At 68.7% G+C, this 20191-nt stretch carries 14 protein-coding genes; 8 read left to right on the forward strand and 6 right to left on the reverse strand.

Annotation, left to right across the window (positions count from 1 at the left end):
• The gene (locus tag AC6H0N_RS05770) at positions 1–5127 is read left to right on the forward strand and encodes a malto-oligosyltrehalose synthase (RefSeq protein ID WP_497573111.1); all 5127 of its coding nucleotides are present in this window, start codon (positions 1–3) and stop codon (positions 5125–5127) included.
• Here AC6H0N_RS05770 and AC6H0N_RS05775 read toward each other — a convergent pair.
• Positions 5124–6089 carry a glucokinase gene (locus AC6H0N_RS05775; RefSeq protein ID WP_497573112.1) on the reverse strand — a complete coding sequence of 322 codons (966 nt, stop codon included), beginning with the start codon at positions 6087–6089 and terminating at the stop codon, positions 5124–5126. The genes AC6H0N_RS05770 and AC6H0N_RS05775 overlap by 4 nt on opposite strands.
• Before the next feature lie 68 nt (positions 6090–6157).
• On the opposite strand from AC6H0N_RS05775, the gene glgA reads away from it, so the two are divergent.
• Complete coding sequence (gene glgA / locus AC6H0N_RS05780) at positions 6158–7714, forward strand: glycogen synthase GlgA (RefSeq protein WP_497573113.1); 1557 nt, start codon at positions 6158–6160, stop codon at positions 7712–7714.
• A gap of 25 nt (positions 7715–7739) precedes the next feature.
• On the opposite strand, the gene AC6H0N_RS05785 is transcribed toward glgA, so the two are convergent.
• The 5 genes from AC6H0N_RS05785 to AC6H0N_RS05805 form a co-directional block, all read right to left on the reverse strand.
• Complete coding sequence (locus tag AC6H0N_RS05785; RefSeq protein WP_497573114.1) at positions 7740–8744, reverse strand: glycosyltransferase; 1005 nt, start codon at positions 8742–8744, stop codon at positions 7740–7742.
• Between the two features lie 130 nt (positions 8745–8874).
• On the reverse strand, positions 8875–10080 hold the full coding sequence (locus AC6H0N_RS05790) for a glycosyltransferase family 9 protein (RefSeq protein WP_497573115.1): 1206 nt from the start codon (positions 10078–10080) through the stop codon (positions 8875–8877).
• Positions 10068–10721, reverse strand: a complete 654-nt coding sequence (locus AC6H0N_RS05795; protein WP_497573116.1) for a D-glycero-alpha-D-manno-heptose-1,7-bisphosphate 7-phosphatase — start codon at positions 10719–10721, stop codon at positions 10068–10070. The genes AC6H0N_RS05790 and AC6H0N_RS05795 overlap by 13 nt, the downstream gene beginning before the upstream one ends.
• The gene (locus tag AC6H0N_RS05800; protein ID WP_497573117.1) at positions 10712–11446 is read right to left on the reverse strand and encodes an SDR family oxidoreductase; all 735 of its coding nucleotides are present in this window, start codon (positions 11444–11446) and stop codon (positions 10712–10714) included. The genes AC6H0N_RS05795 and AC6H0N_RS05800 overlap by 10 nt, the downstream gene beginning before the upstream one ends.
• Positions 11443–12705 (reverse strand): glycosyltransferase, encoded by a 1263-nt coding sequence (locus AC6H0N_RS05805; protein ID WP_497573118.1) that lies wholly within the window; start codon positions 12703–12705, stop codon positions 11443–11445. Before AC6H0N_RS05805 ends, AC6H0N_RS05800 begins: the two co-directional genes overlap by 4 nt.
• A 179-nt stretch (positions 12706–12884) precedes the next feature.
• Here AC6H0N_RS05805 and AC6H0N_RS05810 point away from each other — a divergent pair, with 179 nt between their 5' ends.
• From AC6H0N_RS05810 to AC6H0N_RS05835, 6 genes are all read left to right on the forward strand, one after another.
• A complete protein-coding gene (locus AC6H0N_RS05810) occupies positions 12885–13295 on the forward strand; it encodes a hypothetical protein (protein WP_497573119.1) in 411 nt (136 codons plus the stop codon).
• 277 nt (positions 13296–13572) lie between these two features.
• A complete protein-coding gene (locus AC6H0N_RS05815; protein ID WP_497573120.1) occupies positions 13573–14976 on the forward strand; it encodes a sigma-54-dependent transcriptional regulator in 1404 nt (467 codons plus the stop codon).
• 251 nt (positions 14977–15227) lie between these two features.
• Complete coding sequence (locus AC6H0N_RS05820; RefSeq protein ID WP_497573121.1) at positions 15228–15515, forward strand: glycine zipper domain-containing protein; 288 nt, start codon at positions 15228–15230, stop codon at positions 15513–15515.
• A gap of 150 nt (positions 15516–15665) precedes the next feature.
• The gene (locus tag AC6H0N_RS05825; protein ID WP_497573122.1) at positions 15666–18647 is read left to right on the forward strand and encodes a hybrid sensor histidine kinase/response regulator; all 2982 of its coding nucleotides are present in this window, start codon (positions 15666–15668) and stop codon (positions 18645–18647) included.
• Between the two features lie 273 nt (positions 18648–18920).
• Positions 18921–19745: a BON domain-containing protein gene (locus AC6H0N_RS05830; protein WP_497573123.1), complete on the forward strand. Its 825-nt coding sequence runs from the start codon at positions 18921–18923 to the stop codon at positions 19743–19745.
• Positions 19738–20190: a PRC-barrel domain-containing protein gene (locus AC6H0N_RS05835; protein WP_497573124.1), complete on the forward strand. Its 453-nt coding sequence runs from the start codon at positions 19738–19740 to the stop codon at positions 20188–20190. Before AC6H0N_RS05830 ends, AC6H0N_RS05835 begins: the two co-directional genes overlap by 8 nt.
• Position 20191: the final 1 nt, after the last annotated feature.

The following is a 20191-nucleotide window of genomic DNA, read 5'->3' on the forward strand; positions in this document are numbered from 1 at the left end:
ATGGCTGCCGATGCAGTGGATGCGTTGTGCGAGTTTCTGGGCATCGACGCCAGCTTTGAGGACGCCTGGGGCCGCCGCACCGAAGTGCCGCGCACGAGCCAGCTCGCGCTGCTGGCGGCCATGGGCCACCCGCTGGGCGAGCTCGATGTGGCCGGCGCAGCCGAGGCGGAGCTGGCCCGTCTGCACGCCGAGGATGCGGCCTGCGTGCTGCCGGCATTGCTGGCGCTGGAGGCCGGCGCACCGCCGCTGCGCGTGCGCCCGCGACTGCCGCCCGAGATGGTGGGCACGCAATTGCGCTGGCGCATTCAGCTCGAAGAAGGCGGCGAGCGCGGTGGCCTGGCCTTTGCGCGCGCGCTCAACGGCCCGTCCGACAACGCCGGGACGCTGCAGGAAGCCGAGCTGAACCTGCCGGTCGACCTGCCGGCGGGCTACCACCGCCTCTCGCTGTACGAATCGGCCAGCGCTGCACAGCCGCTGGCCGAAACCACCGTGGCGGTCTGCCCGGACAGTTGCCAGCCCACCGCGGGCGAGCGCCTGTGGGGCCCGTCGGTGCAGGTGTATGCGTTGCGCTCGTCCCGCGACTGGGGCATGGGCGACTTCGGCGACCTGCGCCGGCTGGTGGATCTGGCGGCCGACGCGGGTGCTCACTTCGTCGGCGTGAATCCGCTGCACGCGCTGTTCCCGCACGATCCGGCGCGGGCCAGCCCGTACAGCCCGTCGAGCCGCGAGTGGCTCAACGTGCTGTACATCGACATCGAGGCCACGCGCGATTTCGCCGAGTGCGAGGCGGCCGCCGAGCTGAGCGCCTCGGCCGACTTTCGCCGCCGCATCGAGGCGCTGCGCGCCAGCGAGCAGGTGGACTACGGCGGAGTGGCGGCGGCCAAGTTCGAGGTGCTCGAACTGCTCTACCGCCATTTCCGCAGCACCCATCTGGAACGCGGCACGCAGCGCGCCGGGCTGTTCCGCGACTTTCAGCGCGAGGGCGGCCGCAGCCTGCGTCTGCATGCGCTGTTCGACGCCCTGCAGGCCCACTTTTATGAGCGCGACCAGGCCGTGTGGGGCTGGCCTGCCTGGCCGCCGGAATACCGCGACCCCGACGGTGCGGCGGTGGAAGCCTTCGCCGGCGATCACGAGCAGGACATCGAGTTCTTCGAATACCTGCAATGGCAGGCCGAAGCGCAGCTGTATGCGGTGGCCTCGCGCTGTCGCGCGCGCGGCATGCGCATCGGCCTGTATCGCGACCTCGCCGTCGGCGTGAACGAGGGCGGCTCGGAAACCTGGGCGCGCCAGTCGCTGCACGCCTTCGGCGCCCACGCCGGCGCGCCGCCCGACGAGTTGAACCCGGCCGGGCAGGACTGGGGCTTCCCGCCGCCCATCCCGCGCCGCCAGGCGGCCGATGGCCACGCCGCCTTCCGCGCCGTGCTGCGCGCCAGCATGCGTCACGCCGGTGCGCTGCGCATCGACCACGTCATGAGCCTGATGCGGCTGTTCTGGTTGCCGGCTGCCCGTGTGGATGGCCGGCCGGCGGTCGGCGCCTATGTCGGCGCCGAACTGGAAGCCTTGATGCGTCTGCTGTGCCTGGAGAGTCGACGCCAGCGCTGCCTGATCATCGGCGAGGATCTGGGCATCGTGCCGCCGCAGGTGCGCGAGGCCATGGCGCGCCACGGCCTGCTGTCCTACCGGCCGCTGTATTTCGAACAGGACGGCGCGGCCTTCCGCGCGCCGCAGCACTGGCAGGCGGCAGCTATGGCGGTGGTCGGCACGCACGACCTGCCGACGCTGCGCGGCTACTGGTGCAGCCGCGATCTGATGCTGCGCGAGCGGCTCGGCATCTATTCCGACAGCGGCCTGCGTGACCGGCACTTCCAGCGCCGCCGCGAGGACCGCGCGGCGCTGCTCGATGCGCTCAGCGAACAGGGCCTGGCCGGTGAGTTGTCGCGTCAAGAGGCCGAGGACGGCGGTGAGCCGCCGGCCTGGCTGGCGCCGGCCGTACATCGCTATCTCGCGCGTTCGCCGGCGGCCATGCTGGCGGTGCAGCTTGAGGACGTGCTGGGCCAGCTCGACGCGGTGAACCTGCCCGGCACCGGCGAAGAGACCTGGCCCAACTGGCGCTGCCGGCTTGCCGCCAGCCTCACCGAACTCGCCGCCGATCCGCGCTGGCAGGCGGTGACCGAGGCCATCAACGGCGAGCGTCGGCATCGGCCGCTGTTGCTCAGTGGTGGGCCGCCGGATTTCCACCCCGAACTCGCCACCATTCCGCGCGCCACCTATCGCCTGCAGATGAATGCGGCGTTCGGCTTTGCCGACGCCGAAGCGGTGCTGCCCTACCTTTCCAGGCTGGGCGTCAGCCACGTGTATTCCTCGCCCTTCTTCAAGGCGCGACCGGGCAGCAGCCACGGTTACGACATCGTCGATCACGCCACGCTGAACCCGGAGATCGGCAGCGAGGACGACTTCGAGCGCTACTGCGCGCGCCTGGCCGAGGAGGGCATGGGTCAGGTGATCGACGTCGTGCCCAACCATGTCGGCGTGTTCGAGGCCGACAACGAATGGTGGCTCGACGTGCTCGAGAACGGGCAGGCGTCGGAGTTCGCCGACCACTTCGACATCGACTGGGAACCGTCCTTTGCCGAATTGCGCGGCAAGCTGCTGCTGCCGGTACTGGGCGACCAGTACGGACGGGTGCTGGAAAACGGCGAATTGCGGCTCGACTTCGCGCCGGAGCGCGGTGAATTCAGCGTGCATTACTACGGCCACCGCTTCCCGGTGGACCCCAGCGACTACCCAGCCATCCTGGATGCGGCGGTGCCGTCCGAGTCCGCGCCCGGCGAAGCCGAGGTGACCGAGGACGCCGCGCTGGAGACCTTGCTGGCGGCCTTGCGCCATCTGCCGCCGCGCGACGCCGAGGACTCCGAGGCGCTGGCCGAGCGGCGCCGCAATCAGGTGCTGTTCAAGCAGCAGCTGGCCGAGCTGTATGCGCGCTTGCCGGCGGTGCAGCAACGCGTCGAAGCTGCGCTGGCAGCCTATCGGGGCGAGGTCGGCGAGCCGGCCAGCTTCGATGCGCTGGATGCCTTGCTGTCGCGTCAGGCCTATCGCCTGGCCTCATGGCGGGTGGCGGCCGACGACATCAATTACCGCCGCTTCTTCGACGTCAACGACCTCGCCGCCCTGCGCATGGAACACGCCGAGGTGTTCGAGGCCACGCATGCGCGCGTGCTGCAGTGGTGCGCCGAAGGGCGGGTCAGCGGCCTGCGCATCGACCACCCCGACGGGCTGGCCGATCCGGCGGCCTACTTCGAGCGCCTGCAGCAGCGCCACGCCGAGACCGTCGGCGCGTCGGTCAGAGCGCTGTACGTGGTGGTGGAAAAGATCTTCGCCGAATTCGAGGGCCTGCCCGACGACTGGCGGGTGCACGGCGGCACCGGCTACCGCTTTGCCAACCTGTGCAACAACCTCTTCGTCGATCCGGTGCAGGAATCGCGCTTCAGCCGCATCTACCGCGCCTTCACCGGTGAGTCGCGCACCTTCAGCGAAGTGCTGCTGGAGTCGCGCCAGCTGATCATGACGCACTCGCTGTCGGGCGAGCTGGGCACGTTGGCGCACCGCCTGCACGACATCGCGCAGCGCGACCGCCGCACACGCGACTTCACGCGCAGCCGCTTGCGTGGCGCGCTGGCTGAAATCATCGCGGCCTTTCCGGTGTATCGCAGTTATATCGGCGAGCGCGGCGTCGGCGAGGGCGACCGACGTTACGTGCACAGCGCCGTGGAAGACGCCGCCGCGCGCGGCCTGGCGGGCGACGCCAGCGTGCAGCGCTTCGTGCGCGACGTGTTGCTGGGTGCGCCCAGCGAGCCGGATGCGGCCTTGCGGCGGCTCAAGCTCGACTTCGTGCGCCGCTTCCAGCAATTCACCGCACCGGTGATGGCCAAGGCCATGGAAGACACCGCCTTCTACCGCTACAACCGGCTGATGTCGCTCAATGAAGTGGGCGGTGATCCGCGCACTTTTGGCATCGGCGTGCAGGATTTCCACCTTGCCACCGAGCGCCTGGCGTGCACCCATCCCTATGGTCTGCTGGCCACCTCCACGCACGACAGCAAGCGCTCCGAAGACGTGCGCGCGCGCATCGACGTGCTGTCCGAGATGCCCGGCGCGTGGCGGCTGGCGCTGCGGCGCTGGCGGCGCCTCAACGAGCGGCGCAAGACCCGCGTAGGCGCTGCAGCCGCACCGTCGGCCAATGACGAATACCTGTTCTATCAGACGCTGCTCGGCATCTGGCCGTTCGAGCCGCCCGACGCCGAAGAGAAGGCCGAACTCATCGTGCGGCTGCAGGCCTGCCTGCTCAAGTCGGCGCGCGAGGCCAAGAGCCACACCAGCTGGATGACGCCGGACCCGGCCTATGAAGCCGCGCTGAGCGCATTCGTGCGGCGGGTGCTGGCGGATGAGCAGGGCTTCCTGGCTGACTTCCGGTCTTTCCATGCGGTGGTGGCGCGCTACGGCGCGTGGAACAGCCTGAACACGCAACTGCTCAAGCTCGCTGCGCCCGGCGTGCCCGATGTGTATCAAGGCTGCGAGGGCTGGAATTTCAGCCTGGTCGACCCCGACAACCGCCGCCCGGTGGATTTCAGCGCCGCCGCGCAGCGCCTCGATGGGCTGCAGCGCGATTACCCGGACGGTGCCGACGCGCAAGGCCTCGCGGAGATGCTGGACACGCTGGGCGATGGCCGTCTCAAGCACTACCTGCTGTGGCGCGGGCTGGAACTGCGCCGCAGGCTCGAGAGCACTCTGCGCGACGGCCGCTACCTGCCGCTCGATGTGAGCGGGCCGGCCGCCCGCCACGTGGTGGCCTTTGCCCGCGTGGATGAATATGGCGCCGTGGTGGCCATTGCCACACGCCTGTTGTTCGGGCTGACCGGCGGCGATGAAGCGCGCATCTGCGACGCGGCCACCTGGGCCGGCACCTGCGTGGAGTTGCCGTGGCGGCACGCCCCCGGTGGCTGGCGCGAAGCCCTGTCGGGGCGGCAAGTGCCGCTGCCGGCCGACGGCCCGACGGCGCTGGAACTCTCAGGCCTGTTCGGCCCCTTGCCGTTCGCGCTGCTGGTGGCCGAACGCGCGGAGTCGGCCTAATGATGGCCGGCGTGTTGCCACGCCGCGCGTGCTGCGCCGAGCAGCGGCAGGCGCTCGTCGGTGACCAGATGCACTGGCAGGCTGGCCGCCAGCACCGCGTGCGGCCCTTTGTCGCGGAAGGCGTCGAGAAAGGAGCCGGCCGCGGCTGGCAGCAGACGCGGCGCCACGCCGCCGGTGAGGTACACCCCGCCGCGCGCCAGCACGCTCAGGGCGTGGTCGCCGCACACCGCGCCATAGGCGTCGACGAAGATGGCCAGCGCCTCGCTGGCGCAGGGGTCGCCGGCCAGCGCGCGCGCCCACACCGCCTCGCCGCTGTTGACCGGCACGCCATCGCTTCCGCTGAGCCAGTCATGAATACGCACCAGGCCCGGCCCGGACACCACGTGCTCGGCGCTGACCCGTCCGAAGTGCTCCTGCAGATTCATCCACAGGCCGGCCTGACGCGTGTCGCGCGGCGCGAATCCGATGTGTCCGCCTTCACCGGCCAACACCCGCGGGCCGTTCGGCCCCGGCAGCCGGAAGGCCACGCCCAGCCCCGAGCCGGCGCCGATCACCAGTTGCGGCGCGCCGGCCACGGTTTCGCCCTGCTGCAGGGTGAGCAAGCCGTCGGGCGCCAGATCGGAAATGCCGTAGGCGTTGGCCTCGAAGTCGTTGAGCAGGCTCACCGGCGCGCCACCCAGCAGGGTGCGCAGCGCGTCGTCGCCGATCTGCCAGTCGCGATTGGTCATATGCACGCCGCCTGGCCCGACCGGCCCGGCCACACCGAAAGCGGCCATCGCCAGTTCGGCCGGCCGGCCGGTGACTTGGGCCGCTGCAGCGATGAAGTCGATGACCAGATCGTTGAAGTCCGGCCAGTCACGGTTCTCGTAACGCCTCACGAAGCCCATGCGGAAGCCGTCGCCATGTTGTTCGGCGTAGCCGAGCAGGCTTTTCGTTGCACCGATATCGCCACACAGAATCACTGCATCCCCCTTTGTCCCGTCAACAACCGCTTGCCGCCCCGCGCGGCACCGGTATGGAGAGAATCAACATGAGCAAAAAACGCGCCCTGCAGATCCTGTATGTCACCCCTGAATGCGCGCCGTGGGCCAAGACCGGCGGCCTCGGCGAGGTCAGCGCTGGCTTGCCCGCCGCGCTGCGCGAGCTGGATGTGGACGCGCGGGTGTTGATGCCCGCCTACCCGTCGGTGCTGGCGCAGGCCAAGGGCTTGCGGCGCGCCGCTGTGTTCGAGCCCGAGGCCGGCTTTCCGAAAGCCACGCTGTTGCGCGGGCGCCTGCCCGACGGCGTGCCGGTGATGGTGTTGGACTGCCCGTCGCTGTACGCCCGCAACGGCGGCCCCTATCAGGACGAACAGAGCGGGGACCATGCCGACAACGCGCTGCGTTTCGGCCTGTTGTCGCGCGTGGCGGCGCGCCTGTCGAGCGCGGCCAGCCCGCTGTCGTGGCGGCCCGACGTGGTGCATTGCAACGACTGGACGGCAGCGCTGACGCCGGCCTACCTCAAGCTCGGCCTGCCGCAACCGGCACGCAGCCTGATGGCGGTGCACAACCTGGCTTTTCAGGGGCTCTTCCCGATGTCGAGCGCGGCAGCGCTCGGTCTGCCGCCGGAGTCGACGGGCGTCGAGGGTGTGGAGTACTGGGGTCAGCTGTCCTTCCTCAAGGCCGGTTTGTACTACGCCGACCGCATCGTCACGGTCAGCCCGACCTACGCCCGCGAGATTCTGGACGAGCCGCTGGGCTGCGGCCTGCAGGGTCTGCTGCGGACACGGCGCGAGAGCCTCAACGGCATTCTCAACGGCATCGACCCCGCGCAGTGGGACCCGGCCAGCGACCCTCATCTGGCGCGCAACTACGACGCCGATGCGCTGGCCGCCAAGGCCGACAACAAACGCGCGCTGCAGCAGGAAGCCGGTCTGGAGGTCCGCGACGACGTGCTGCTGCTCGGCATGACCAGCCGGATCACCGAGCAGAAGGGCGTGGATCTGGTGCTGGAAGCCCTGCCCGAGCTGCTGGCCCGGCCACTGCAACTGGTGCTGCTGGGCAGTGGTGACGCGGGCCTGGAACTGTCGCTGCGGGAGGCGGCGCAGACCTGGCCCGGCCGGGTGGCCGTGCATATCGGCTTTGACGAGGCGCTGGCGCACCGCATCGAGGCCGGCGCCGATGCCTTTCTGATGCCGTCGCGCTTCGAGCCCTGCGGCCTCAACCAGATGTACAGTCAGCGCTACGGCACGCCACCGGTGGTGCGCGCCACCGGTGGCCTGGCCGACTCGGTGTGCGACTACGAGCCGGGCGCCTTGGAGCGCGGCGAAGCCACCGGCTTCGTGTTCACCGAGCCGACGGTCGAGGCCCTGATCGCGACGGTGGACCGCGTGTCCGCCGTGCGCAACAACCCTGACGCCTGGGACCGGCTGCGGCGTAACGGCATGCGCCGCGACATGAGCTGGAAGGCCAGCGCGGCCGGCTATGTGGCGCTTTACCGCAGCATGCTGGACGCGCCCATCGATGCCGGCGTGTCGCCGCAGCGGCGCGCAAGCACGCAGGCGGCGGCGCAGCCCAAATCGCGCGCCCGACGCGTCGCCGCAGGCTAGAGCCGACGCGCTTGCGCCGCGCTGTTCACAACACGGCAAGGCGGTCACCGCTTTGCGGCTGTGCCTGGCCGGTGGCTTCGGCGAAGACCGCCAGCCAGTCGGCGACGAAGCGTTCGATGCCGAAGCGCTCCAGCGCCGTGCGGCGTGCTTCGGCTCCCATGCGGGCGGCCTCGGCCGGGTCGTCGATCAAATGGCGCATGACTTCGACCAGCTTCTGCGGATCGGTGTCGATCCAGCCCTCACGGCCGTTGCGCACCACGCTGACCAGCTCGGTGGTGGCCAGCCCGACCACCGGCAGGCCGACCATCATCGCTTCGATGGCGGCCAGGCCGAGGCTGGTCCAGCGTATCGGGTGGAAGTAGAAACGGTAGCGTGCGAGGAAGGCTGGTAGCTCGAGGTTGGGGATTTCGCCCAGCCCGCCGCTGCGCTGCGCATCCATGCCGACGAGGTCGATCGGCACCTGTTCGCGCGCCTGCTCGAACACATCTGCGCCGAGGCGCCGGCTGCGCCGCGCGAGGTGATTCACCACCGCGATACCGCGTGTCAGCTCGCCGCTGTACTGCACTTGCGGCACGGTGACGCCGTGCTCGACCACGCGCACCGGGCTGCGGCCGTTGTCCCACATCAGCGCGTTGAACGGTGTGACGTGCACCAGCAGCGTGTCCGGGTCGTCCACCGGGTGCCGGGTGTTGGTGGGGTGGACCTGTGGTGGGTCGTGCTCCAGGAAGATGCGCGGCAGCCGCCGTTGGGCCGGCGTCAGCAGGCGGTGCTGGTCTTCTTCGTAGTTGCGCGCGCACTGGAACAGGATGCAGTCGAACTCGGTGTCGGGCAGGTCTTCCACCGGTACTTCGACGAGGTTGTCGCCCCACGGCAGGGTGCCGGTGCGACCGGTGTAGCCCGGCGAACGCTCGGCGTCCACCGGCAGCACAAAGGTGTGCGGCACATGGCTCAGGTAGTACAGATAGTTGCCGTGCACATGCCAGGTCAGGATGCGCAGCGGGCGGCGTGACAGCGTGGGATGGGCGGCCATCGGGCGGTCTCCTCCGTGCAGGTTCAGGGCGTTCGGCAGCGCGGCGCGACGGGGGAGCGCGCGCAGGCCTTTTTCGATGGAACGAGGTGGTGGCTGGCGACGGGCGTGGTCAAGCTGCGCTCCGTGTGGCTTAGCCGCCGTCCGGGACGGCCACTACTGCGACCGATTCGGCGGCTTCGTCGAGCAGCCGACGGGCCGCGGCGGCCACGCGCTCGGGTTCGAGCAGGCGCAGGCACGCGTGATGGCCTTGCGGGCAGGCGCTGCGGTAGCAGTAGCGGCAGGGCACGTCGTGGTACAGCACCGCGGCCGGGGTTTTCCACGGAGCGTGCTGGGGGTTGGTGAGGGCATAGATGTCCACCACCGGGGTGCCCAGCGCGGCGGCCAGATGCACGGGCCCGGTGTTGTTGGCCAGCAGCAGCGCGGCGCCGTCGAGCACTGCGGCGAGTTCGCCCAGACGCAACCGTCCGGCCAGCGAGGCGGCGGTGCCGACGGCCAGGCGGATCTCCTCGACCTGGGCGATTTCGCTGTCGTCACCGGTGAGCACGAGTTGCGGCGCCTGGCCGGCCGACAGCGCGGCAAGCTGCCTGAGGGCGGCGGCGAACAGCACCGGCGGGTAGCGCCGGCTGGGCGCGCTGGCGCCCGGGTGCACCACCACGTAGGGGCGGTCGGGGTCGATGCCGGCCTCGGCCAGCTTGGCTCGTGCGCTGCGGCGCTCGCGCGCCGGCACCGCGAAGGACAAATGATCATCGTCCGGGCGGGCGCCGACACGTGCCACGAGGTCGAGCTGGCGGCGCACCTCGTGACGCAGCAGCTCGTGCGGTTCGACTTCGTCGGCCCAGTCGGTCAGCAACTGGTAGGGGTTCTCGCGGCTGTAGGCCAGCCGCAGCGGGATGCCGGCCTGCCAACACAGCAAGGCGGCGGGCAGCGCGCTCTGGCTGTAGACGGTGAAGATCACCGCCGCGTCAAAGCAGCCGGCGCGCAGCCGCTCCGCCGTGGCGGCCAGCCTGTCGGGGCTGAGCTTGTCGCCCGGCAGCCACGGAAAGGCGGCCGTGATGCAGTCGTCGACCTCCGGCAGATACGGCGCCAGCGCCGCTCCGGCGCCGCCGGCCAGCAGGGTGATGTGGCGTCCGGCTGCGGCCTGGCGCAGTGCGCGTAGTGCCGGTGTGGTCATCAGGATGTCGCCGAGGTTGTCCAGGCGCACCGCCAGAATGCGCCGCGCCTGACGCCACGCCCGCGACGGCGCGGCGTGACGCGTCACGGAGTGCTGCGCTGGTGGGGGGGTGTCGGTGACGCCGTCATGCGGCGGCGAGTCGTCGTCGGGCTTCAACGTATCCACGCCTCCGCCTGCGTGCGGGCGCGGCTCGCGCCCGGCGCCGCGAGGATGTCGGCAACCGCTTCGGTGAAGCTGGCGGCGATGCGGTCCGGACGTCGCAGCGGCGAGTCGCGCCATTCGGTCTCGTTGCCGACGTCGAGCATCACGCAGCGGCAGCCCGCGCGATGACCGGCCTCGACATCGTCGAGGATGTCGCCGATGAACCACGAACGGCTGAGGTCGAGGCCGTGCTCGCGCGCTGCCCGCAGCAGCAGCCCCGGCGCCGGCTTGCGGCAGTCGCAGCTGCGCGCGAATTGGCTGACGCTGCCGTCGGGGTGGTGCGGGCAGTAGTAGATGGCGTCTAGCACGGCGCCGTGCGGCGCCAGCGCCGTGGCGATGGCGGCCCATAACGGCGGCAGCGCGGCTTCGTCAAACATGCCGTGGGCAATGCCCGACTGGTTGGTGATCAACACCAGGCGGTAGCCGACGCGCTGCAGGTGCGCGAGCGCCGGACCGGCGTCGTGGCGCAGGCGCAGGCGGCTCGGGTCGACGTTGAAGGGGACGTCGTGGGCCAGTGTGCCGTCCTTGTCGATGAAGATGGCCGGCGCCCGTTCGCGCGTGCGCGGCCTGACGGCCGGCGGTACGACCGCTTCGCTCACGGCCATGATGTTTCCCTCATCGGCAAGACCGATATTTCGCCTACGACGCTGCCGGCCGGCAGCGTCAATACATGCACGACGGCTTCGGCCACGCTTTGCGGGTCTTGCAGCACTTCCGGGTCGATGTCGGGGAAGCGGTCGAGCAGGAAGGGCGTGCGCATGCCGCCGACGATTACCGCCGTGACCTTGATGCCCTGCGGCCGCAGCTCGGCATGCAGGGCGTGCGAGAAGCCGAGCAGCGCCCACTTGCTGGCGTGGTAGGCCGAGGCATTGGGCCAGCCGCGCTTGGCCGCGGTGGAGGCAATGTTGATGACATGCCCGCCGCCTGACGGCATCTGCGCGACCGCGTACTTGGTGAGCAGGAAGGGGCCGCGCAGGTTGGTGGACATGACGTGGTCCCACTGCTCGACTTCCAGTTCGTCGAGCGGCACGGTGTAGTCGACGCCGGCGTTGTTGACGAGGATGTCGATCGGGCCAAAGCGTTCGTGGGTGGTGTTGATGCAGTCGCTCACCTGCTTTTCGTCACCGACATCCACAGCGCAGTGCAGGGCCTCGTGGCCGCGTTCGGTCAGGTCTCTGGCGACCTGCGCCGCGAGGTCGGCACGCACGTCGGCCACGACGACACGCGCGCCGGCCTCGCACAGTGCTTCACAAATGGCCTGGCCCAGACCACGGGCACCACCGGTGACGAGAGCGATCTTGCCGGACAGTAGAGGAGGGGCTGAATTCATTGAGCTGTCATCCTTTCCGTGAGTTGAACGGCCCGCGTTTGCTGCAGGCCGCTATAGACGCCGATGAGGGACGCGGTAACGCGCTCCCAGGTGAAGTTGCGGCGCACTCGCCGCATGCCGGCCAGGCCGAGCGCACGCGCGTTCTCCGGGTCGCTGTGGAGAAGGGCGAGGCGGTCGGCCAGCGCGACGGGGTCGCGCGGCGGGACGAGGTAGCCGGTCGTGCCTTCGACCACCGTGTGGCGGATGCCGCCGACCGCCGCGCCGATCACCGGACGGGCGCAGGCCATGGCTTCCAGCGGAGTGATGCCGAAAGGTTCATACCAGGGCGTGGTCACGAACACGTCGGCCGCGGCGTAGTAGTCGCGCAGCGTCGAGCGTTCGCGTCGGCCGGTGAAATGCACCTGCGCTTCGACGCCGGCGGCTCGTGCGATTGCCCGCAGGCGGCTGATCTCGGGGGTGCGGCCGTCGTCGGGATTGGCAGATTCGCCGCCGACCACCAGCAGCTTCGCCCGCACGCCGTGACGGCGGCGCAGTTCGCCGAGCGCCAGCACCACGTTGTCGATGCCTTTGCGGGGCACCAGCCGGCCCAGCTGCAGGACGACGAAATCCTCCGCGGCCAGGCCCAGGCGCTCGCGCATGCCGGCGTCGCCGGGGCCCAGTTCGTCGAGATCGACGCCGCAGGGCACGGTCTCGATCAGCTTCTCGTCGGCGCCGTAGAGCGAAACCAGATCTTCGCGGTCCTGCGGGCACTCGGCGATGATGCGGTCGGCGCACGTCACCAGCATTTCCTCGATGTGCAGTCGGCTGTCGGGGAAGGTGTCGGCGTCGCCCTGGTGCTGTCGGCGGATCTTGCCCAATGCGTGAAAGGTGATTACCAGCGGTACGCCGAAGGCTTCGCGCAACTGCAGGCCGGCCAGGCCGGACATGAAGAAGTTGGCGTGGGCGACGTCGTAGGGGCGGGGCGCCTGGGCGCAATGCTCGACGATGCGCTCGCCGAACTGACGCATGAAGGGCAGCAGCTTTTCCTTGGGCAGCGGCGTTGCCGGCCCTGCCGGCACCGGATATACCCGCACGCCCGGCGCGAAATCGATGACGCGCGGCAGAGCCGGGTCATCGCGGCGCGTAAACACATCCACGCTGTGTCCGGCCCGACCGAGCTCGCGCGCGACGTACGCGACGTAAACATTCTGGCCACCGCTGTCGGCGCCACCTTGAACGGCCATCGGAGATGCGTGTTCACTGATGAGTGCGATGTTCATGGAAACCTGCGTCAAGGAAGTTGGGTGACTGCTGCCTACGCAAGCGATGTGCCCGGCGGATGCCTCCTAGCGCGGCGCAACCGCGGGGCGGCCGGCGTGTAACTTCGTCATGAAGCAGAGAAAAATTACTGAGGCTCTCCGAACGTGGACAGGGCACGCCGGCTGCTTGCAGCAGCGGCATGAAGCCTCGTCTGTCCTGGAATCGTGTCGTGCTGGAGATCGCCTGTCGGCTGTGTGCCGAGCAGCCCACGCTGGGGGCCGAGGTGCTGCGCGGCGCCTTCATCGGCGCGCTCGCCGGTGTATTGCTTGGCGGCTGGTGGGGGCTGGGGGCGATGACCGGCGGTGCGTCGGTAGGCTTGCTGGTGGGAAGCGTGGTCGGGCTGCTGCTGTGGGAGCCCACCGGTCGCCCGCTGGGCGGCGAGGGCATCCCTCCGGCGCGGGGTGTCTGCAGCGTATTCATGCCGCGCTTCCCGCTGACTCGCGGTGTATCACGCCGCGCGCGCTTGCCCACGCGCCGGATGCGACGCCAACGCTGGCAAGCCCGTCCGCATATCCCTTGTCGGACGCGTATCGCCCCGGCGCGGCGCTGATTCCCGCCGTTAATGTGTGGTCACAGCGCCGACGCGGTCGGCGGGCCGTTGCACCAATGAACTTGTGTTTGCAGCAGCCGTCGACCCGGTTAACCTCGGGGGCAATGCCCCGCCGGTCGCGGCGCAGCAGCGCGTTGTCATTTTTAGGTTAAGGACCTATTTTCTTAGTAAGTGCACACAAAGCCGTCGAAAATATTACAAATTGCATCCATCGTGCTGCTCCGCCTGCGGATAACATTCAGACATATTTCGCAGGGATGCGTGAAAGGGAGCCGATATGCCGCAAGTACTTCTCGTTGACGATGACGCCGAGGCGCTCGCCTGGATGAAGGAATTCATCGGCGGTCTGGGGTATTCCGTCAGCGCCGTGAATTCGCTGAGGACGGCGCGTATACAGCTGACGCGGTCGCGCCCCGAGCTGATCCTCACCGACCTGATGCTGCCCGACGGGCAAGGCATCGAACTGATCAATGAATTCGAAGACGGCGACTCGCCGGAGCTGGTGGTGGTAACAGGTCACGCCAGTCTGGAAAGTGCGGTGGAAGCGCTGCGACTCGGGGCCACTGACTATCTGGTGAAGCCGGTCGACGTCGAACGCCTGCGCAGCATCCTGCAGCGGGTTCCGAAGGTGGAGCACTACCGCGAAGAGATCGGCGAGCTGCGTGACGAGTTGCTGCGACTGGGCCGTTTCGGCCAAATGATGGGCAACTCGCCGGCCATGCGGCGCGTGTACGACCAGATCAAGCGGGTCGGGCCGACCTCGGCTTCGGTGCTGCTGATGGGCGAGAGCGGCACCGGCAAGGAAGTGGTGGCACAGACCATTCACGAACTGAGCCGGCGTAGACGCCAGCCGTTTCTGCCGCTCAACTGCGGGGCCGTCTCGCCGCAACTGGTCGAGAGCGAGCTGTTCGGTCACGAAAAGGGCAGCTTTACCGGCGCCGACCGCCAGCACCAGGGCTTTTTCGAGCGCGCCCACCGCGGCACCTTGTTTCTCGACGAAGTCACCGAAATGCGGGTGGACCTGCAGGTCAAACTGCTGCGCGTACTTGAAACAAAAAGTTTCATGCGCGTGGGCACGAATGAACCCATCGCCACGGACGTGCGGCTGATTGCCGCTACCAACCGTTCGCCCGAAAAGGCGGTGGCCGAAGGCCGCATGCGCGAAGACCTCTTCCACCGCCTCAACGTCTTTCCCATCCAGTTGCCGCCGCTGCGCGAGCGCGGCACCGACATCGAACTGCTCGCCGAGCACTTCCTCGCCCAGCTCAACGAGCAGGAAGGCACTACAAAGCGCTTCGCGCCCGAGGCCGTTGCATCGCTCTACGCCCACAGCTGGCCGGGCAACGTGCGCGAGCTGAAGAACTACGTACACCGCGCCTACATTCTTGCCGACGAGGTCATCGAGGCGGATCTGGCGCCCGAGAGCTTTCTGCAGCCGGCGCACAGCACGGTCCTCACGATCCGCGTCGGAACGCCGCTGGAAGAGGTCAACCGACGGGTGTTGGAGGCCACGTTGCTGGAGTGCGGCAACGTCAAGCGCAAGGCCGCCGAGATGCTCGGAATCAGTCTGAAGACCTTGTACAACCGACTGGCTGTCTATAACGCCGGCAAGCAGGAACAAGACGAAGAGGACGACGAGTTGCAGGACGAACCAGAGCGGGCCGACGCGCCCGGAGGCTAGCAGGCGCCTGTCCATGTAATTGCTACAGTCAGGGAGTAGCTCTTTCCGGCCGCAGGGTCGGACGCCTTGGCTCTTCGGCTTGAGCACGTGGCGAGGCGATCACCACGGTGGCAGCATCCGGCGACGTGGTGGCAGTGGCCTCAGGGGCGGGCACGACAATTGCGACCGGCCAGCAGCTGCCGGCCGCGTGTTCCGCCCACGCCGGCAGCGGCGCGAACGCGCCGGGCTTGAAGTCAACGGAGGACGAGAACATGAGTACAAGTACGGGAAAGCGCATTGCAGACGTGGCCGAAGAGGGCGCCGCCAAGCTGGAGCATCTGTCCGTAGGGGCCCGTCAGGCGGCGGAACGTGCGCAGCAGGGCGCGGCTTCAGCGCTGCGTCAATCGAGCGCCCGCAGTCAGGAACTGGCGCATGAACTGTCGGCGCGCCGTCAGTTGTGGACCGAGGAAATGCGTGACTGCGTGCGTGATCATCCCTTGGCTTCAGTAGCGGTCGCGGTAGGCGTCGGCTTGCTGCTCAGCCGGCTGCTGTCGCGCTGAGGACCCGCCGGTGATGCAGGTATGCAATGGTTCGCCTGCCTGCGTCGCGCCCTCCAAGGTCTGCGGCGTTCAGCCGCAGGACGCCCGCAAGGGCCCCGCCCAACGCAGGCAGGTGGGCGGCGTGCCGTGGCGCGCCAGGGAGGCCGCGCCGTGATTGCCGGCATCCCAGCGCCTTCGACTCTTAATGCTTCGGAAGTCTGGTCTGCCCGCTTGCGCTCGAGCGTGGCGGGCGCCAGCGCGCTGGTGGCCTTTCTGGCCTTGCTGGGGGTGATCGGCTGGCTTGCCGGCGTGCCAGCGCTGACCACCCTCGGCACCGAGGCCAGACCGATCATGCTCAGTGGCGTGGCGGTGTTGCTCGCCGCCACCATTTCATTGCGCATGCTGGCCAGCCCCAAGGCGCATGAGCAGCGCTGGGCGGTACGGTTGTGCGCACTGCTTATTCTGGTGATCGCGCTTCCCGGCATCGCGCTGGAAGAAGGTTGGTGGTCGGCTCGCGGTGCCGCGGGAGTCTTCCAGATGCCGTGGCTGGATTGGCCGCCCACTTCCGTCGGTGCCGCGTCCTGTTACGTAATCCTGGCGGCAGCCCTCCTGCTGGCCACACTGCCAGGACAGCGGAGTTGGGAGTGGGCGCAGTATTTCGGAGCCATGGTCGGCGGCATCGCGCTGGTCGCGCTGGTGGGTCTGACCTTCCGCCTCGTTCGACTGGATGTCGCGGTGCCTTCGCTGGGCATGGCCTTGCCGGTGGCGCTGGGATTGCTGGCTGCCAGTGTCGGCCTGATGCTGACGCGCCCTGCCTCGCGCTTGCTGCAACTGCTGGAGAACGATTCGCCCGGCGCCGTCATCGCGCGTCGGCTGGTTCCGCTGGCGGTGTGCCTGCCGCTGCTGGCTGCCTGGGTGCAGGGGCTGGGCGTGCGCGCCGGCTGGTTCGAGGGCATCGAGAGCGCCGGCGCTCTGACGGTGGCCGGCATCGGCGCCTGTGTCTTGCTGATTTTGTGGACGTCCAGCCGGCTGGACGAAATGAACCATCGGCGCTCCGTCGCCGAAGGCCGCGAAGCGAATCAGCGGCGCTGGCTGCAGGCGACACTCGCCAGCATTAGTGATGCCGTGATCAGCCTGAACGACGCCGGACGTGTGAGCTTTCTCAACCGCGCCGCCGAGGAACTGCTCGAGGTCGAGGCCGCCGACACGATCGGGCAGGACATCGGCGATGTCCTGATGCTGGTCGATGAAGTCACCGGCACCCCACTCGGTTCGCCTTTGCACCGCGCTTTCAGCGGGGGCTTCGCGCGCGCGCTGGCCGGCGAGCCGGCGGTGCTCCGCCGCGATGGCCGTCTGCGTGCGGTCGAAGTGACCTCAACGCCGATTGTCGGCAGCAGCGACCGCCTGACCGGCGGCGTGCTGGTGCTGCGGGACGTCAGCATCGACCGCGCCCGCGCACACGCCGAGCGCGAGGCCTATGCGGCGCTCGACCAGCGCGTGGCCGAGCGCACGCAGGCACTCGACGAGACGATGAGCGTGCTGCGTGAGAGCACCGAGCTGCTGCGCACCATCGCCGCCACCACGCCGGAACTGATCATGGCCAAGGGGCGTGATGGCCGCATCATCATGGTCAACGCCGCCGCGCTGGAAGTGATGGGACTGACCAGTGAGGAAGTTGTCGGACGGCGCGAGGAGGACGTTCTGGGCTTTACCGCCGAGACGCGCCTGTCGATCAAGCACGACCGCCGGGTGATCGAGACCGGCCGCTCGCTGATTGTGGAGGAGCGGCGCACGGTTGGCGGCGTGACGCGCACCTATCTGGTCACGAAATCGCCGCTGCGAGAGGAAGACGAGCACGTTTTCGGCGTGGTGGCCGTGGCCATGGACATCACAGAGCGCAAGCGCGCGCAAGTGGAGCTGGAGCAGCTGCTGATGGCCGAGCACAGTCTGCGCGGCGAGGCCGAACGCGCCAACCGCGCCAAGGATGAATTCCTGGCCATCGTGTCGCACGAGCTGCGCTCACCGCTCAACGCGCTCAAGGGCTGGAGCCAGATCCTGGCGGGCGCGACCGAGCTGGAGCCCGAGCTGGTGAAAAGCGCGGCCGCTGCAATCAAGCGCAACATCGATCACCAGACCCGGCTGATCGATGACCTGCTCGACAGCTCGCGCATCATCAGCGGCAAGCTGGAACTCAATCTCTACTGCCTGAACCTGGCCGATGTCGTGTCGGGCGCGCTCGACAGCTCACGTGATCTGGCGAAGGAAAAGGAGATCGAACTGCGCATCGTGTGCGAGGACACCATGGTGCCGGTGGAAGGTGACTTCGACCGCTTGCAGCAGGTGGTCAGCAACCTGCTTTCCAATGCCATCAAGTTCACTCCCGAGCACGGCACGGTGGAGGTTTCCGTGAAGCAGACCGAGGAGCAGGTCGAACTCACGGTGACCGACAACGGCATCGGCATCGAGCCGGATTTCGTACCACATCTGTTCGACCGTTTCAGCCAGGCGGACACCTCCATGACGCGCTGCTATCTGGGCCTGGGCATCGGTCTGGCGCTGGTGCGCAATCTGGTTGAGCTGCACCACGGCAGCGTGAGCGCGAGCAGCCCCGGCACGCATCAGGGCGCGTCCTTCAGCGTGACCCTGCCGCGCGCCAAGGGCGGCGTGGCACGCAGGATCGGGTACTCCGACTCGGGACGCCAGGTGGGTTTGCCGCTGCGCGGAGCGATGGTGCTGGTGGTTGATGATGAGCAGAGCGCGCGCGAGGTCATGCGCCTGATGCTGGTCAACGCCGGCGCCGAGGTGCAGGAATTCGGTTCCGGAGAGGCCTTGCTGGAGATGTGGAACAGCGACGCGGTCATCCCCATGCCGGCGGTACTGCTGCTGGATGTCGCGATGCCGGGCAGCAGCGGATTTGCCGTATTGCGGCAGCTGCGGGCGAGCGACCGCCGCCCGGCCATTCCGGCCGTTGCCTGCACCGCCTTCACGCACATCGCGAACGAGTGCTTCATCGAGGCCGGCTTCCAGTCGCGCGTTGGCAAGCCCGTGCAGGAAGACCGCTTGATCGACACACTGCTCATTGCGCTGGGCAGACCCGCGCACGCCGAAACGCCGACGCCCGACCTGTTGCGGTCGGCGGCACACCTGTCCTGACTCTGCACCTCTCCTTTTGTTGGTTTCCTTGATCAGCGTGTCTTCCCCGCGGGCGCAGTCGTGCGCCCGCGGGGAAGAACTACACGCCGCTGTAATTCTTGCCAACCCGGCTTGCGTGCCCGGCAGCAGCGCAGACCGCTGCGTCTGGCCGGCCAAGGCACGCCGATTGCGAGCGTGAAGGCGACCGGCGGGGCGACGGGGCTCTCCCGGTACTCCCCCCGGCGGCAGCGGAGCTGCCGGTGCGCTGACGAACCCAGACACGAGGACATCACCATGAGAAACCGATATCCGCAGTCCACGCCCTACCGCGGTCAGGGCGAACCCATGTATGACGAGGCCGGTGCGAGCAGCATTGGCGGTGATCCGGACTACGGCCAGCCGTCCGAGCGTTGGGCGGAACAGGGTAGTGAGGACTTCCGCCACGCCGGCGAAAGCAGCGGCCGGCACAGTGCCCAGCGAAACTGGCCCGACGGGCGAGGACGTTACCGCGACGAAGAGATGAGCCGGCGCGGCGGCGAGGGCTACGGTCGCGAGGGCTATGGCCGCGACCCGTTCGAGCGCGGCCGGGACTCGATCGAGAGCAACCGGCGCGGCCTCAATTCCGACCGGCTGCGCAGCGGTACTCAGCCGGGACACTGGGGCGATGACCAGGATGCCCCGGGCGCCAACCGCAGCGCGTGGTGGTCGCAGGGCTACGGCGATAACCCGGCCGACCGCAATTGGGACGACGTGCCGCGCGACCGCAAGGGGCCGCGCGGTTACAGCCGTTCCGACGAGCGCATTCGCGAGCACATCTGCGAGACTCTGGCGCGCGAGCACGTGCTGGAGGTCAGCGATGTCGAGGTGAACGTGAGCGAGGGCTGCGTGTCGCTGGAAGGTACGGTGCCCTACCGCTACATGAAGCATGCCATTGAGGATGCCGCCGACAACTGCTGGGGCGTGAAGGATGTGGACAACCGCATTCGCGTTGCGCCGCGCTCCGGCCCGATCCCGGCCCAGGCCACCGACGGCCTGGAGTCCGAGCCGCGCACGTCCGCGCCGAAACCGCTTGGAGCGTCCGCTCCGTCGCGTTCCCGCGGGGGGCCGAAGAATGGCTGATGCGACTTCCGCCGGTCGTGGCGAGGCGGGCCGTGCCGACGGCCAGGCCATCGTCGGTGAGCAGCCCCTGCAGCCCGACGGACCGGGGCCGCAAGTCATGGCCGCAAGCACGCTCGAGGGCGACAAGGTGGTCAACCGCCGGGGTGAAGACCTGGGAACGATCCAGGAAATCATGATCGACGTGCCGCGCGGCCGGGTGGCCTACGCGGTGCTGTCGTCGGGCGGCTTCCTGGGCATTGGCGACCGGCTTTTCGCGATTCCGTGGGCGGCGCTGACGCTGGACATCGACCGCAAGTGCTTTGTGCTGGACGTCGACGCCGAACGCCTGAAGAGCGCACCCGGCTTCGACAAGGATTACTGGCCGCGAATGGCGGATGCGACGTGGGCCAGCGAGGTGCACGACTTCTACGGTCAGCCCACCTACTGGCAGCCAGACCGCCTGTAAG

This window comes from Pseudazoarcus sp. NS34 (assembly GCF_059703725.1).